Here is a 14,418-nt window from a genome sequence, read left to right as displayed (position 1 = left end):
ATCATGCTAGTGGAAGATGAGCAATGCTACTTCTACCAATGTGACCAAATTGGCACACCTTTGGCTCTGGTGGATGAACAAGGCTCGGTTGTTTGGCAAGCACGTTACGACATATACGGACGTGCGCACATTGAGGTGGAGAGCGTTGGCAACCCGCTCCGTTTTCAAGGGCAATATCACGATGTGGAAACAGGGCTACACTACAACCTTGCCCGTTACTACGACCCAAGAACAGGACGCTTTATTCAACCAGATCCGATTGGGCTTTTAGGCGGCATAAACCATTATCAATATGCCCCCAATCCGGTGATGTGGGTAGACCCGCATGGTTTATGTGCCAAAGAGGACGCTCCTGCAATAAAAGCCGGCGTGAACGATACCCAGCCGCAACAGCCGATGTTTTACGCGATGGGCTCAGGCAATTACGCCAGTGCGGTGAAAACAGCCAGCCCGACTTATCAGTTACATGCCATAGCGCCAGACGCTGTTCAGCAAGTCGGCATTGATTATGCGTTGGGTGCGACAGAAATGCTGGCGGCAGGTGCTTACAACACAGCCGTTGACGCGGTGGCTGGCTTAGCTGGGTTAGCGCAACTCGCATTTGGTGATTTAGAGCAATCTTCTGCGCTCATTCAATCGATTCAAGAGAAATATAGCTATGTTCCGCAGTCTCGGGGCGCACATCAAATTATTAACAACGTATCTGGATATGTTGAAGCCTATGCAGATACAATGGAAGGGCTTGGGAGTGCAACACTAGAACATACAGGTTCCCCCTTGGCGGCAACACTCGTGCAGTTAGCCCCAGAAATAGTGATGACCGCATGGGGCGGTAGAGTTGCTATGAAGTCTGTGGGGAAAGGGGTAGTTCCAGATAGTAAGTTAACCCCATCAGAGTTTGCTCGAAGTCTTCAAGGAGCTGGTGATTATCCGGGCAAAGACAGTTATAGAGATATTATTCTTAAGAAAGGGAAGATTATCTACGGTGGAACACCTGGCCAATCCGAGTTTTATACTACGGTTAGTGCGTTAAAACGTGCTGATTATAGTTCTGAGAAATTATTTAATGGTGTTCAGGTAGCACCAGGAGATCCTGCTAGAATTCCTGTTCACCCTATAACAGGTTTGTACCGACCCGGAGTCAGTGCGTACGAAGTCGTTGATGATGTACCGGCAGCATTTGGTAGGACGCTAGCAAATCCTCAACATGGCTCAGGAGGTCTGCCACAGATAGTTATTGAGAACTATAAAGCTTACCTGAAGCCACTATACTCTATCCCATTGAATAAATAGGTTTAATTAGATTATGAATATGCTCTCAGAAGGAAAGATTAAAGCAGATGTTTGGAGCTTTGAGTTTACTAAAGATACAAGTGAGAGAGATTTTTTGTCATCAGAGCTCAAAAGTGATATTTACAAACTGGTTCATAATGGTGACTACAGATCATATTACACTCCTCCCTATGAAATATGTGGAAAGAAGTTTGTCTTTAGAGTCTATTTCGAGTCAGGTTCTTTAGTATCTATAACTTTAAGTCCTAATAATAGAGAGCCTTCTTGGGATAATGTAGAAAATGGAGAGCTATTTAAAGATAAGGCTAAGAATGACACATGGTTGAAAAATTGTTTTTCACTTACTGCGCCAGCCAGTTTTACTTGGGGGACCATAGAATCAACTCTAGACAAGAGGGCCGGTACGGCAACAATCGTCTTGCGCTATAAAAGGATGTTCTAAATAAGCAACATTACTTGACTATTTCACATCAATGTGAAGATAGACCTAGATAACTTCAGACTATGCTATACGCACTTTCCAGTCGACTAGACGCCAGATAATGCAGTAACGAGGTCTGAAGGTGTTTTTGAGCCAGGAATGCTATTTGATCGATTCGGTGGGGTACTTTCTCATTTTGAATACGATGCGCTGGGGCCTCGTAGTCGAAAAGTGACAGAAACTGGCACCACCGAGTTTATCTGGCAGGGGAGCCAGTTAATTGGTGAGTATCACAACGGAAAGTACCGTTGGTATTTTTATTTGCCCAATAGTCACACGCCAATCATGCTAGTGGAAGATGAGCAATGCTACTTCTACCAATGTGACCAAATTGGCACACCTTTGGCTCTGGTGGATGAGCAAGGCTCGCTTGTTTGGCAAGCACGCTACGACACATACGGACGTGCGCGCATTGAGGTGGAGAGCGCTGGCAACCCGCTCCGTTTTCAAGGGCAATATCACGATGTGGAAACAGGGCTTCACTACAACTTTGCCCGTTATTACGACCCTAGAACCAACATTAAGAACTTCTGGTATTACAGAGCAGTCTGCGTTTTTATCAAAACATGTACCTGATTTAACAACTGAACAAGCTACTCTGATTTTAGAACAGGGGCTAAAAAGAGATTCAACGGTGGTATTTGGTGGAAGTCGAATAAGAGGAGATTTCAGTAAAGGCAGCGATATTGATGTTGGTTTTGGTAGTTTATCAGAGAAACAAGCTCAAAGAATTATCAAAAACATCAATAAAACGACAGCCGACAACCCCCATTTCTTAAAAATGGAAGAGTTGACGATTGTTCCCGGTAAAAGTACGCAAACAATCGAAACAATGACAACGCCAGAACAGTTTTTCCAAAGAGCCGGAATTAGAGCTGGGGGAGACTTGAAAGCCGGTCAGCCGTATACTCCTTCGGGGTCAATAACAATAGATCCCGATGGAAAAATTATTATCTTACCTCCAGGAGGTTAAAAATGATTTCGCTTAAAGAAAATAAAAATAACATAGATTCTAATGCGATGACTTTTTGCCAGTTAAGCTTTGGAAAAGGGCAAGGCTTACAGACTTTATCCTACGAAATAAAAATAGTTAAAAGCGAATTATTAGAAAAATTGACCCCTTTGTACGATGACGGTGTTGAAGATCTTAAAGAAGATGACCAAATCACTGGTGAATTCGATCCTCCGTATCCTAGAGCAACAAATTATCCATCATTACTGGAGTTCATCGATATCGAGGGCTCATATCTCTATGACTATCTTTATGCTTACCATAAGTTCGATATTCTTGGTATTGTTTTTGATGAAGATAATGACGTAGCTAGTTATGTCGTCGACTCTTTAGAATCAATTGAGCAAATAGATGAGGAGATCATCATTAAAGGAACTGCTATAAAAAGGTAGATTACGTGGGTAACGGCTTGACGAAAGACCTTAACCCTAATAGTGCGAATAATTTCGGCGCAGTAGAAACGCTGAATTTCGAGCGTAAGACTATTAACTTAAAAGAATTACACGACGCTGGTGCTATTGTCATCATTAAGGATCTTAAACCGTTATGAGCTATTCCATACAAAAATACCCGGTACAAGCTGCTTTACCAACGATCACTCAGCATGATCAGTTGCCAACGGGCGCAATTGAAATAGGTCGTCTATTGGATACTACTGAGGCGGAAGACTTATATGTGCTTGTGAAACGGGATAATTATTTATCAATTTTGAAAGCGTATAGGAATTTAAAAACGGATCAATATTATTGCAAACAATTCGACTTCCCTCTCAGGGTTCTTAGCTGGTTCCCTAAAGCGCTAGAGGAGTTCCGCAAGCCGCCGGCGGCCGGCGGCTTACACGCGGGAGCGATGACCAGTGCCGATGAGAATGTCGACGGAGAAATGCTTTGTGTACAAGCGGCGACACAAGGTTATCATCTTGTTAATCGTTCACGTCAAAGTTCATTGGATGTTGGCAACTCTTATATGCCCACACGAATTTCGTTTAGTTACCATTTTCTTTATGATCTCGGTTTTTTGGACTTGTTGAAAAAACTGGGTGAGCAATATAAGTGAGATGAGCAGTAAAATTAGTTTGAGTTCGTTGCTTGAAGTAATTAACGAGCTAATGGGTGTTGGAAATACCTTCGTGCTAAGTCTGTCAAGCTAGGTTAAAAGGTTCAACTTTATTTTTCTATCCATTCAAATAATAGCTTAATGCTTATCTTTGCCTATGGTAGTTCAACAATAACACACGGGACAGCGCACATTACGACGAAGAGTGTTTGTAGCTACCTACATTTTCAAAGGCATATCATGGTTAATTGGAAACGATTATTTTCAACAATAAGCAAAGTATCTGCCGTATTAATGATTGTGCTTCTTAGCCTGTTAAGCGGCTGCAAGTTTGAAGGAAAAGATATGAAAGCGGATTTATTTTTTGATGCGAAGATGGTCATTTTATTACGTGCGATTCAACGGCATGATGCCGCAGCAGCTAAATCAATGTTAGCGCAAGGCGTTGAGCTGAACGTACGCGGAAAAGAAGGCATTACGCCATTACTGTGGCTTATCATGCAAAAAGACCTCAGTGCCGTTGAACTAGCATTGCAACTGGGGGCGGACCCTAATTTCCCCGCCATGATTGAGATCAACCGCACAGGGCCCAAGCCTGCGCAGCCGTTGGCAATTATTGCAGGTGATGGTGACAATAAGTTGTTTCGTTTGTTATTGGAGTATGGGGCTAGTCCCGATTCTCGCGATAATTCTACCGGGCATCCCGCGTTATTTCGTTGTATCGGGCATGACAATTGGCAACAGTTTAGTTGGTTACTGGAAAACGGTGTCGATATCAATGCTACGGATAATTCGAATAGGAATGCAGCGTTGTATGCCACAGGATTATTAAAATACGATTTTGTCGTTAAATTACTTGAACTTGGTATCGATTATACGAAACCAAATAATGCAGGGGTGACACTTGCTCACGCTATAGAGACTGTTTTCGCAAATAATCGCAAGAATCCTAGTTTTAGGTTGAGTGAAGATATGCATAAGGCGAAGGTCATGCTAGAAGAGAGAGGCGTTGTGTTTCCGCCACCCACTCCCCAAGAAGTACGAGAGGCGTTAAAGCAAGGGCAATAGGCTTTGTTGCGTAATTCGATGGAACTAAATCAGAAAGTTACGATCTGAACGGCTAAATCAGCTAATCCTCGTAGCCTTATGCCTAAACCTCGTTACAAAACAACCAACTGGAAACAGTACAATAAAGCCTTAATCAATCGTGGCTCACTTACCTTCTGGATTGATGAAGAAGCGATAAGAGAGTGGAAACAAAGCAAACAAAAAAGCGGGGAAGACCTCGTTTCTTTAGCAACCTGGCGATCACAACTGCGTTAATGATGAAGCGTATCTTCTCAATGCCGTTACGAACTCTGCAAGGATTCATTAACTCAGTATTTATGCTTGCTCGTGTTCCATTGCAGTGTCCACATTACACCTGTATCAGTCGCCGAGCTAAACAGGTTGAAGTATCATTCAAACCTCAAACGTCTGGTGTGATAAGACATTTGGCCATCGATGCTACTGGTCTCAAGGTTTACGGCGAAGGGGAATGGAAAGTCAAAAAGCATGACACAGACGGTAAACGCAGAGTTTGGCGAAAGCTCTATCTTGCCGTTGATACGAATACCCACGAAATTATCGCTGCGGAACTGAGTTTATCGAACGTGACTGATACTGAAGTGCTGCCAAATCTACTTAAGCAAACACGCAGAAAGATCGCTGAGATATCTGGTGACGGAGCTTATGACACCAAGGACTGCTACGAAGCTATCCGTATAAAACGAGCAGTCGCACTCATTCCTCCACGAGACGGAGCCGCATTCTGGGAGCGCGGTCACCCCCGAAATCTTAGTGTGGCCTGTCAGAAGTTGTATGGTTCAAATAAACACTGGAAACAGAAGTATGGTTACCACAAGCGTTCTCTCTCAGAAACGGCAATGTATAGAGTGAAGCAGTTACTAGGTTGAAAATTAAGCCTGAGAGACTACAACGCTCAGGTTGGTGAGACTTACGCCATGATCAAAGCGTTAAACAAGCTCACTGGGTTAGCTATGCCTAAAACTTGTCGTATTGGCTAACAATTAGCCGAAATGGGTCTAATCTACTTCGAAAATGAATTACGCAACAAAGCCGCGCTCTACGACACATACGGATGTGCGCACATTACGACGAAGTGTGTTTGTAGCTACCTACATTTTCAAAGGCATATCATGGTTAATTGGAAACAACTATTTTCAGCATCAAGCAAAGTATTGTCAGTGTTAATGATTGCGCTTCTTAGCTTGTTAAGCGGCTGCAAGTTTGAAGGAAACGATATGAAAGCGGATCTGTTTTTTGATGCGAAGATGGTCAGCCTGTTACGCGCTATACAGCGGAAGGATTCCGCAGCGGCAAAGGCAATGTTAGCACAAGGGGTTGAGCTGAACGTGCGTGGTGAAGAGGGCATTACACCATTACTGTGGCTGATTATGCAAAAAGACCTCAGTGCCGTTGAATTGGCATTGCAACTGGGGGCGAATCCTAATTTCCCTGCCATGATTGAGATTAACCGCACTGGGCCTAAACCCGCGCAGCCTTTGGCAATTATTGCGGGTGATGGAGACAATCAACTATTTAGTTTATTACTAAAATACGGCGCTAGCCCGGACTCCCGAGACGAATCTACTGGCAGACCCGCTATCTTTGGCACCATTGGACATGATAATTGGCAGCAATTCAGCCTACTTTTAGAGTACGGTGTCGATATCAATGCGAAAGATAGAAGCAACAGTAATAGCGCCCTGTATGCTGCCGATTTAGGTAAGTATGACTTTGTTTACAAACTTATTAACGAAGGTGCATTAGCAACAGAACCATCGACAACAGGCGCTTCAGTGGCATGGCGTGTACATTGAGCACTCGAAAAGAACGCTAAAAATCCAGCTTTTAGGGTGAATGAAGATACCCACAAAACGAAAGCCTTGCTCGAAGAGAGAGGCGTTGTGTTTCCGCCACCCACTCCCCAAGAAGTACGAGAGGCGTTAAAGCAAGGGCAGTAAAGAACAACCTCACCTCCACAATCATTGATACTGATGCTCCCAGCAGATCAACTCGCCGAACTTCTTATCGAGCTCCAGTTCGGTTAGGCGACAATAAAAGGTACTGCCCGGGCGATCTTCGTGGTGTCGGCAAGTACGGCAAATACCAAAGCTTTGTGTTTCATTTTTGGCCTGCATCTGAGCCAGCATTTTCTTCAAATAACCGACGCTGTCCGGAGAGGCAGCTTCCAATTCACTAAGTGGCTCCAAGTAACGCGCTGGCGGTGTCAGCTTTTCGATTAAGCGCTTTCCGACAAGCGTTAAGCCAAGATGAGACACCCGTTTGTCTACTGCATCCTTGGTTTTGGTCAGCATCCCTTTGTTCTCGAGCAAGGTAATGGATTGTGAGAGTGTGCCTTTGGTGATGCCAAGGAACTCTTTAAGTGCAGCTGGCGTATCGCTGAATTGATTGCATCTTGATAAGTAGCTCAAGATATCAAGATGGACAGGGTGCAATCCGTGTTCCGCCCCCAGCTGCCTGACTTCGGTTCTCAATAGATTGCTGATTCGATCAAGCAACTCATACACATCTTTACTCATGCGCGCTCCACATAAAGATAAAAGTTTTTAGTCGAAACTATATTGACAAAAAGAAATCCGTCTGTAAATTAATATTTAGTTTCGCATCGAAACTAAATATTAATACAATGGAGCTCAACATGAACAAACACAGACAGGTACTCACTCTAGCCACAGTGGCTTCCATTTTTGCACTGCAAGCATCTACGGTGTATGCGCATACCAAGGAGCACATACAAGCAAAACAAGGCAAAAACATTCCCGCGAGTTTTGATTTGACTCATAGCAAAGTTGTTGACCAAAACGACCACTACATTTTTCAAGCACAAGTTCGTGGTCAACTTGGTGAATTAAAACCTGAGGCGAATGGCGCAATCGTTGGGGCAGAGGTCTACAGCTATGTGTGGCCAACCTCATTAGACTCTTCCGCTATTGGGTTTGACAAAGAAAAAGGCATCGTTGCGCTAGCTGTCACATCGCATCCAGATTTCGATGACACTCCGCTATACGATGAAAATAGCGATGGAAACAAAACAAACGATGGCGATCTTTGGCATGCGCACTGGGTAGTGCTCACGAAAGATGAAGCGTGTCCGGCGGGGTTAAAAGTACGTGACATTGCAGAAGGTGAAGCGCCAACCGTTCCGGTGACTTGGCCGAACCTACCAATCTATATCGACAGTCCAAATTTTTCGCCTAAGTTCACTAAAGAAGAGTTGCTCGTTAAAGTGCCCAAATCGTCGCTCGATACTCATGAGGGGTTCAACTTTGATGCCGTGACATCGGTACTAAAAGTGAACGCCAGCGTCCATTCACCGCTACTTTGTGTTACCAATGTGTTTGATATTGCCTCTGGAGATCTCTCGTTACCGGGCCGAATTAGCCATAAGTAGTGCGTCACGTATTGAACAAACGTATTTAAGAAATCAGATAGCAATAGTGGAGAAAGGGAAATGAGTTTACATGTTTTCGATACACATACCGTGACGCGCCAAGGTAAAAAACTGCACTTTGATGTGCTACTCAATGAACGAGATGGAGAGAAAGCGATAGCGGCGGCAAAAGCCTTCTTGGCAGAGCAGCAGCTCGACGTTGAAAGCCTGAGCTCGCAAGATTGCCGATTCTGTCATACCAGTGAACGGTTTTCTGAGTTAGACGTGCAAGCTGCAGAAAAGGGTTATGCGATCATCACCTTAGAGGGCTTTGAGCGATAAGTGGTCAGCCCAAGCATCATCCACCCTTCATTCGATAAGCGCAGGGTGGATGATACAAATACAACACTTAATCTATCACTATATGATTTGAAAAAAAGCATTAATCGAATCATAATGTGATTCGAATGTGTTGGATTTTCGAATCAAGGAGCCGTTATGTGGATCTGGCAACAGGCGTCATGGCCTGAATTTGAGTGGGACAGAAGTGTGATTGAGCCGCTTGTGAGAACCACTCGCCTTAATCAAGGTATCTTGTTAGGGAAAATGCTTTGTCAGCCACTTGATCAAACCCAAAATATGCTGGATACCTTGCTCGCCAACATTGTGCACTCTAGCGCGATAGAAGGGGAAAAACTCAACGCCTTTTCTGTGCGCTCTTCACTTGCCAACAAATTGGGCATCAGTGAAGAGAATCCGTTCCCAACAACGAAACAGACCGATGGTCTGGCAGAGATCATGCTCGATGCGGTCGATAACCTCGAGGTTCCACTCACTTTAGAGCGCGTCTTGCATTGGCATGCCTTGTTATTCCCCCAAGGCTACACGCTGTTCAATCCTGTTATTGGTGGGCAGTTAAGAAGCGAAACGCCCATGCAAGTGGTATCTGGACGGATAGACAAACCCGTTGTCCATTTTGAAGCACCAGGTAGAGCGTGCTTAGACGCAGAACTGAGCACGTTTATACAGTGGTTTAATGATTCAAAGACGGATACCTCACTCGATCCTCTATTAAGAGCGGCCATCACTCACCTTTGGTTTGTCACACTACACCCATTGGATGATGGCAATGGTCGCATTACTCGAGTGCTGACCGATCTCGCACTGGCACAAGCAGAGCACCAATCCGTGCGCTTTTACGCCATGTCGGTAGCGATTCTTGCTAATCGAAAAAGCTATTACGAGATCTTAGAGCAAACGCAAAAGGGGGATTTGGACATCACCGCGTGGCTACGTTGGTTTTTAGACACGCTGAATGAAACCTTTGATGTTGCGTTAAAAGAGATTGAACAAACGGTAATTAAAACCAATTACTGGCGACACATCGACCAAACGCGGTTGTTGACTGAACAAACCAAAGTGCTTAATCGAATGCTCGATGGTGATTTCCCTGAGGGGATCAACACATCGCAATACCACAAGGTTGCGAAAGTGAGTAAACCCACCGCCACAAGGCATTTGGCCACGCTTGTTGAGCTTGGCTGCCTGATTAAATCTGACGCTGGTGGCCGGAGCACACGTTATCACTTGCCAAAGATTGGCGACCAAACGGCGTGATTCACGAAGAGATCGACCATAGCCGAAAAATCGTTCACACAGGGGTTAGCTTGAACTGAATGTTTCTTGCATCGGTTTAAGCTTCTCAAGCAAAAAGTCCAAAAACACACGCAGGTGAGGTTTGGGGTATTGTGTGTTTTTGTAGATAGCGAAGATCTCACCACTGCCTAGCTCACCGTGTGTTGCCGTCCAGGACGGCAGTAATTCCACTAACTGCCCACTTTCCAGATAGGGTTTGAGCATCCACTTCGACAACAGAAGTACGCCAGTACCTTGCAGCGCTGCACATAAAAGAGGAGAGCCGCCTTTTGAAATCAAATTGCCAGCGACCATGACTTTTCTAGTGGTCGATTTCTGGCGGAAGTACCAATAATTCCGCTGCCGTTCGTGACTTATCAATAGACAATTGTGCTGCTGTAAATCTTCTGGTTGTGTTATGGGGGAGTGCGTATTTATATATGCAGGCGAAGCAACCAACGCGGTGTAATTGGTTAGCAAGTGCCGAGCTTTCAGTCGGCTGTCTTGTGGGGTGCCAATACGGATCGCCATATCGACATTGTCGCTGTTTAAATCCACAAGCTTATTATCCAGCTCAAGTTCAATTTGTATCTTGGGGTAGCGCTCGAGGAACTCTGGAATTAATGGAGTGAGGCATAAATTGCCGAAGCTTTCGAATACCGAGATTCTCAGTATGCCTTCAGGCACACCATGATTTCCTCTCATTTCCGCCAATAAGTTATCGCTGTCGCGCAGGATCTTGCTCGATTGCTGATAAAAATATTGCCCTTCCTCGGTCAAAATCAACTGACGCGTGCTGCGTTTAAACAGTGTCGTTTTGATTCTGTTTTCGAGGCTATCAATATTTCTTGCCACCGACGAGGGGGCCATATTTAGCGCTCTTCCTGCCTGAGAAAAACTGCCAGACTCGACCACCTGATCAAACACTTTGAGTAACTCTAGCACGTGTTCACCTTTGCGTTTTATGCATAACTGATTGAGATTTTAGACCCATTCCACCGCAATATCGAATTCTGCACAATAACCCCATCGCACTAAGGCGGTATTTATCACTGAAATAAGGATGGGAAAATGGCCAAACGTATCAATCTTGCTCAAGTACAACCTCAAGCGTTAACGGCAATGTTAGGAATAGAAAACTACCTTGCGGATACCGCATTATCTACTGAGCTTAAAGAGCTCATCAAAATTCGAGCGTCAATGATCAACGGGTGTGCTTACTGTATTCAGATGCACACCACCGAGGCTCTGAAAAACGGGATCGCTCAGCAAAAGCTGTTTGCATTGTCTGCATGGAAAGAGTCGCCACTGTTTGATGAGGCAGAGCGAGCAGTGCTTCACCTAACAGATGACATGACAAAAATTGCCGATGCTGGCGTATCAGATAGCGTCTATCAGACCTGCCTTGAGTTACTTGGAGAAGAGCGCTTAGCTCAAGCAATGATGCAGATCATCATGATCAACGCGTGGAATCGATTTGCGCTTGCCACCGCGATGATGCATGAATAACCCGTAAGTGCTTCATGGCCCAATGTATCAGCAACATTGGGCCGCTTTACCCTGTTACCTGCTGCTCTTATCTTGTACAAACCTACGAGCGATAAATCGAAAAACAACCTTTATTCTGTCGTGCTGCGCTCAATTTTAACGCCGAATAAAACCGTGTGTTTTCAGCGCTGATATACTCCTTGCAGGATGAAAAAGAATAGGTGAAAAGCATGTCCAAAACCGCGAAGCTGAATAACGAAGAAAAGTTAGTGAAAAAGGCCTTAGAGATAGGCGGTAAGATGGCCAAAATGCAGGGCTTCGATTTACCTCAATCACCTCAACCCGTGCGTGTAAAAGCCGTCTACCTATTCTTGGTGGATGCCAAGCAAATCGCTCCGTTACCAGACAGCAAGCTCGATGGCGCAAACATCAAGCACCGCCTAGCACTCTGGATTCACGCCGCGTTGCCGGATAACGATCCGCTGAAGTAACTCGTTACTAAAATCGCTGAGTATTGGCCATTTTTGGGGTCAATAGTAATAAACAGTGGTAATTGAAATTTGAGCACTTAGAATGCGCACACTAAAAGTGATAACTGATGTAGAGTGATTTTATGCTTCGTGATTACACCTTCGATTGTCTTGTCTCCATGCCTCGTCATGAACTGGAAGAGTTCAGCGTGCGCATGATCAGTAAAATGGTACCTGAAGACGTGATGAGCGAACTGTTTACTTTTGATCAAGAAGAAGTAGATAGTGAAGACCGCATGTTGTCGGCGCGCCTTGATGCCATGTTGCGTATGACGGCAATCGCACTGAGTGAAATTCAGCAAGCGTTTGATGATTCAGAAAACGCCAAACAAAACAGTGAGCGTATGACTCGCCTTGTGCTTTGGCATTTCTACGCCATCTCATTTCGTTTGGAAGAAGCGATCACGCTTGAAGCGCACTGCGAACAAGTGGAAAAACTGCTCGAAAACACACCCAACGATGTGTTTGCTTGGGTGAAAACACTGACCGATCTGCTGCACACCTATGCGGAAATCAACGCCAAAGAGAACCCAGAAGCGTAATAATGATTCGGTGTTAATTGGGTATAAAACAGAAGGCGAGCCATTGGGTTCGCCTTTTGTTTTTAATCCAGATGCTTAAACTGCAAAGCGACCAAGCGCTGGTATAGCTCACAGCTTTGCATCAAGGCGTGATGATTACCGATATCGACCAACTCGCCATTGTCCAGCACGGCGATGTTATCGGCGTGTTGAATGGTGGAAAGGCGATGCGCGATGATCAACGTTGTGCGGCATTTCATTAACGCTTCAAGTGCTTGCTGAACGTGGTGTTCACTTTCGCTGTCCAGTGCGCTGGTGGCTTCATCCAACAAAAGAATTTTGGGGTCTTTTAAAATCGCGCGCGCAATGGCAATGCGCTGTTTTTGCCCGCCAGAGAGCCTGACCCCGCGCTCACCCAAAAAACTGTGATAACCTTCTGGCAGCTTTTCAATAAATTCGTGCGCGTGCGCTTTTTTCGCCGCCTCAATCACTTGCTCGTCAGTCGCGTCTGGGTTGCCGTAGCGAATGTTATGGAACACATCGTGACTAAATAACGCAGGTTGCTGCGGCACGAGCGCCATTTGTTGGCGTAGCTCGTTAGGATCAAACTGGCGAATATCGATACCACCCAACAGCACTTGCCCTTGTTGCGGGTCGTAAAAGCGTTGCAGTAGTTCAAACAACGTGGTTTTTCCCGCACCCGATGGACCGACTAAGGCCAACACTTTGCCTTGTTCGGCGGTGAGATTTAAGCCTTTGATCGCAGGCTGATTGGGGCGAGATGGGTAGTTGAAATTCACCGAATCAAAGCTTACTTCGGCAGGGATGTCTGCGGGGATGGATTGATGATGGCTAGGCGCTTTAATGTCGCTTTCCACTTGCAGAATTTCAATCAGCCTTTCGGTTGCGCCCGCCGCTCTTTGCAGCTCGCCCAGCACTTCAGAAATGGTGGCGGTGGAAGAGGCGACCATAATGGCATAAAAGACAAAAGCGCCGAGATCGCCTGCCGACATCTTTCCGTGGATCACATCACTACCACCAACCCAAAGCATGCCTGCAATGGCGCTAAAGACAATCACGATCACGCCAGAGATCAAAATCGCCCGCTGTTTTACGCGCTGTCTGCCGATTTCGTACGCCTTTTCAACTTCAACCGCGAAGGCGGCTTTTTCATGTTGCTCAGAACTAAAGCTTTGCACGGTTTTAATGTGTTCTATCGCTTCTCCGGCGTAGCTGCCCACATCGGCCATTGAATCTTGGCTTTGGCGAGAGAGGGCACGCACACGTCGGCCATAAAACAAAATAGGAACCAACACAAATGGCACGGAAGCCAGCACAATCAGCGTGAGTTTAAAGTTGGTGGCAAACAACATGATGATCGCCCCGACGCACATCAGCGCGCTGCGCATCGCCATGGAAAACGACGAGCCAATGATGCTTTGCAGCAAAGTGGTGTCTGTGGTGAGCCGCGACATAATATCGCCGCTGCTGTTAGTCTCGAAGTAGCTCGGGTGCAAGGTTATCACATGGTTAAACACTGCAAGGCGAATGTCGGCGCTGACACGCTCCCCAACCGATGAGACCAAATAAAAGCGAAAGAAGGTGCCAATCGCAATGCACAGAGTCACGCCAACAATAAATTGAATCGCATTGGTGAGCTCATGCAACGATTGTTGGGCAAACCCTTGGTCGATAAGCATACGCACCCCATACCCAACAGAAAGGGTCAGGCTCGCCGTGGCCACAAGTGCCACCAAAGCGGCAGCAACCCGCCATCTATAAGGTGAAACAAAGGTACTGAGTTTAAGAAGAATGCCGAGATTTTTGTTGTTTTTGCTGCTCATGAATGACTCACAAAGCTATTGGGTACTTGGCATAGTAAGCGAGTTTGTGGAGTGAGGCTAGGGCTTAGATAGGATGAGGAGTGGCTTCATGTCTTAGATTGG

Annotated in this window: 15 protein-coding genes and 2 pseudogenes; 14 read left to right on the top strand and 3 right to left on the bottom strand. The window is 45.5% G+C overall.

Annotation, left to right across the window (positions count from 1 at the left end):
* The 8 genes and pseudogenes from LZU85_RS04435 to LZU85_RS04400 all read left to right on the top strand — a co-directional run.
* A partial coding sequence (locus LZU85_RS04435) for an RHS repeat-associated core domain-containing protein (RefSeq protein WP_237286469.1) occupies nucleotides 1–1,293 on the top strand: 1,293 nt, incomplete at its 5' end.
* Nucleotides 1,294–1,306: 13 nt separating this feature from the next.
* Nucleotides 1,307–1,735 (top strand): hypothetical protein, encoded by a 429-nt coding sequence (locus LZU85_RS04430; protein ID WP_072615634.1) that lies wholly within the window; start codon nucleotides 1,307–1,309, stop codon nucleotides 1,733–1,735.
* 159 nt (nucleotides 1,736–1,894) lie between these two features.
* Nucleotides 1,895–2,747 (top strand): annotated as a pseudogene (locus tag LZU85_RS04425) (RHS domain-containing protein); the annotation flags it as partial.
* A 2-nt stretch (nucleotides 2,748–2,749) separates the two neighbouring features.
* Complete coding sequence (locus tag LZU85_RS04420; protein WP_176299663.1) at nucleotides 2,750–3,178, top strand: hypothetical protein; 429 nt, start codon at nucleotides 2,750–2,752, stop codon at nucleotides 3,176–3,178.
* A 154-nt stretch (nucleotides 3,179–3,332) separates the two neighbouring features.
* On the top strand, nucleotides 3,333–3,842 hold the full coding sequence (locus LZU85_RS04415; RefSeq protein ID WP_176299662.1) for a hypothetical protein: 510 nt from the start codon (nucleotides 3,333–3,335) through the stop codon (nucleotides 3,840–3,842).
* 240 nt (nucleotides 3,843–4,082) lie between these two features.
* Nucleotides 4,083–4,910 carry an ankyrin repeat domain-containing protein gene (locus tag LZU85_RS04410; RefSeq protein WP_176299661.1) on the top strand — a complete coding sequence of 276 codons (828 nt, stop codon included), beginning with the start codon at nucleotides 4,083–4,085 and terminating at the stop codon, nucleotides 4,908–4,910.
* Nucleotides 4,911–4,988: 78 nt separating this feature from the next.
* Nucleotides 4,989–5,908 (top strand): annotated as a pseudogene (locus tag LZU85_RS04405) (IS5 family transposase).
* Between the two features lie 132 nt (nucleotides 5,909–6,040).
* Nucleotides 6,041–6,724, top strand: a complete 684-nt coding sequence (locus tag LZU85_RS04400) for an ankyrin repeat domain-containing protein (protein WP_237286468.1) — start codon at nucleotides 6,041–6,043, stop codon at nucleotides 6,722–6,724.
* A gap of 165 nt (nucleotides 6,725–6,889) precedes the next feature.
* Here the strand turns inward: LZU85_RS04400 and LZU85_RS04395 are convergent, their stop codons facing one another.
* Nucleotides 6,890–7,447, bottom strand: a complete 558-nt coding sequence (locus tag LZU85_RS04395; RefSeq protein WP_176299659.1) for a MarR family winged helix-turn-helix transcriptional regulator — start codon at nucleotides 7,445–7,447, stop codon at nucleotides 6,890–6,892.
* Nucleotides 7,448–7,566: 119 nt separating this feature from the next.
* Between LZU85_RS04395 and LZU85_RS04390 the strand changes: the two genes are divergently transcribed.
* The 3 genes from LZU85_RS04390 (at nucleotide 7,567) to LZU85_RS04380 (ending at nucleotide 9,915) form a co-directional block, all read left to right on the top strand.
* Entirely contained in the window at nucleotides 7,567–8,319 is a 753-nt protein-coding gene (locus LZU85_RS04390; RefSeq protein ID WP_237286467.1) for a hypothetical protein, read from the top strand.
* 60 nt (nucleotides 8,320–8,379) lie between these two features.
* Entirely contained in the window at nucleotides 8,380–8,640 is a 261-nt protein-coding gene (locus LZU85_RS04385; RefSeq protein WP_237286466.1) for a DUF2024 family protein, read from the top strand.
* A gap of 156 nt (nucleotides 8,641–8,796) precedes the next feature.
* The gene (locus tag LZU85_RS04380) at nucleotides 8,797–9,915 is read left to right on the top strand and encodes a Fic family protein (protein WP_237286465.1); all 1,119 of its coding nucleotides are present in this window, start codon (nucleotides 8,797–8,799) and stop codon (nucleotides 9,913–9,915) included.
* 45 nt (nucleotides 9,916–9,960) lie between these two features.
* Here LZU85_RS04380 and LZU85_RS04375 read toward each other — a convergent pair whose 3' ends face one another.
* Entirely contained in the window at nucleotides 9,961–10,878 is a 918-nt protein-coding gene (locus LZU85_RS04375; protein WP_130247203.1) for a LysR family transcriptional regulator, read from the bottom strand.
* 126 nt (nucleotides 10,879–11,004) lie between these two features.
* Here LZU85_RS04375 and LZU85_RS04370 point away from each other — a divergent pair, with 126 nt between their 5' ends.
* The 3 genes from LZU85_RS04370 (at nucleotide 11,005) to LZU85_RS04360 (ending at nucleotide 12,493) form a co-directional block, all read left to right on the top strand.
* Nucleotides 11,005–11,442 carry a carboxymuconolactone decarboxylase family protein gene (locus LZU85_RS04370; RefSeq protein ID WP_038940976.1) on the top strand — a complete coding sequence of 146 codons (438 nt, stop codon included), beginning with the start codon at nucleotides 11,005–11,007 and terminating at the stop codon, nucleotides 11,440–11,442.
* Nucleotides 11,443–11,651: 209 nt separating this feature from the next.
* The gene (locus LZU85_RS04365) at nucleotides 11,652–11,912 is read left to right on the top strand and encodes a DUF5062 family protein (RefSeq protein ID WP_011081156.1); all 261 of its coding nucleotides are present in this window, start codon (nucleotides 11,652–11,654) and stop codon (nucleotides 11,910–11,912) included.
* Between the two features lie 122 nt (nucleotides 11,913–12,034).
* The gene (locus tag LZU85_RS04360; RefSeq protein WP_038964683.1) at nucleotides 12,035–12,493 is read left to right on the top strand and encodes a hypothetical protein; all 459 of its coding nucleotides are present in this window, start codon (nucleotides 12,035–12,037) and stop codon (nucleotides 12,491–12,493) included.
* Nucleotides 12,494–12,555: 62 nt separating this feature from the next.
* Here LZU85_RS04360 and LZU85_RS04355 read toward each other — a convergent pair whose 3' ends face one another.
* Nucleotides 12,556–14,316, bottom strand: a complete 1,761-nt coding sequence (locus LZU85_RS04355) for an ABC transporter ATP-binding protein/permease (RefSeq protein ID WP_237286464.1) — start codon at nucleotides 14,314–14,316, stop codon at nucleotides 12,556–12,558.
* Nucleotides 14,317–14,418 lie beyond the last annotated feature (102 nt).

Source organism: Vibrio floridensis (assembly GCF_021852965.1).
Lineage (GTDB): Bacteria > Pseudomonadota > Gammaproteobacteria > Enterobacterales > Vibrionaceae > Vibrio > Vibrio floridensis.
The sequence above is the reverse complement of the archived record's forward strand: the minus strand, read 5'-3'. Positions and strand labels throughout refer to the sequence as shown.

Coding starts and splice junctions, on each gene's coding strand:
- LZU85_RS04430 (WP_072615634.1), top strand. CDS start 1,307: ATGAATATGCTCTCAGAAGGAAAGATTAAAGCAGATGTTTGGAGCTTT.
- LZU85_RS04365 (WP_011081156.1), top strand. CDS start 11,652: ATGTCCAAAACCGCGAAGCTGAATAACGAAGAAAAGTTAGTGAAAAAG.
- LZU85_RS04385 (WP_237286466.1), top strand. CDS start 8,380: ATGAGTTTACATGTTTTCGATACACATACCGTGACGCGCCAAGGTAAA.
- LZU85_RS04420 (WP_176299663.1), top strand. CDS start 2,750: ATGATTTCGCTTAAAGAAAATAAAAATAACATAGATTCTAATGCGATG.
- LZU85_RS04390 (WP_237286467.1), top strand. CDS start 7,567: ATGAACAAACACAGACAGGTACTCACTCTAGCCACAGTGGCTTCCATT.
- LZU85_RS04370 (WP_038940976.1), top strand. CDS start 11,005: ATGGCCAAACGTATCAATCTTGCTCAAGTACAACCTCAAGCGTTAACG.
- LZU85_RS04360 (WP_038964683.1), top strand. CDS start 12,035: ATGCTTCGTGATTACACCTTCGATTGTCTTGTCTCCATGCCTCGTCAT.
- LZU85_RS04410 (WP_176299661.1), top strand. CDS start 4,083: ATGGTTAATTGGAAACGATTATTTTCAACAATAAGCAAAGTATCTGCC.
- LZU85_RS04380 (WP_237286465.1), top strand. CDS start 8,797: ATGTGGATCTGGCAACAGGCGTCATGGCCTGAATTTGAGTGGGACAGA.
- LZU85_RS04395 (WP_176299659.1), bottom strand. CDS start 7,447: ATGAGTAAAGATGTGTATGAGTTGCTTGATCGAATCAGCAATCTATTG.
- LZU85_RS04400 (WP_237286468.1), top strand. CDS start 6,041: ATGGTTAATTGGAAACAACTATTTTCAGCATCAAGCAAAGTATTGTCA.
- LZU85_RS04355 (WP_237286464.1), bottom strand. CDS start 14,316: ATGAGCAGCAAAAACAACAAAAATCTCGGCATTCTTCTTAAACTCAGT.
- LZU85_RS04415 (WP_176299662.1), top strand. CDS start 3,333: ATGAGCTATTCCATACAAAAATACCCGGTACAAGCTGCTTTACCAACG.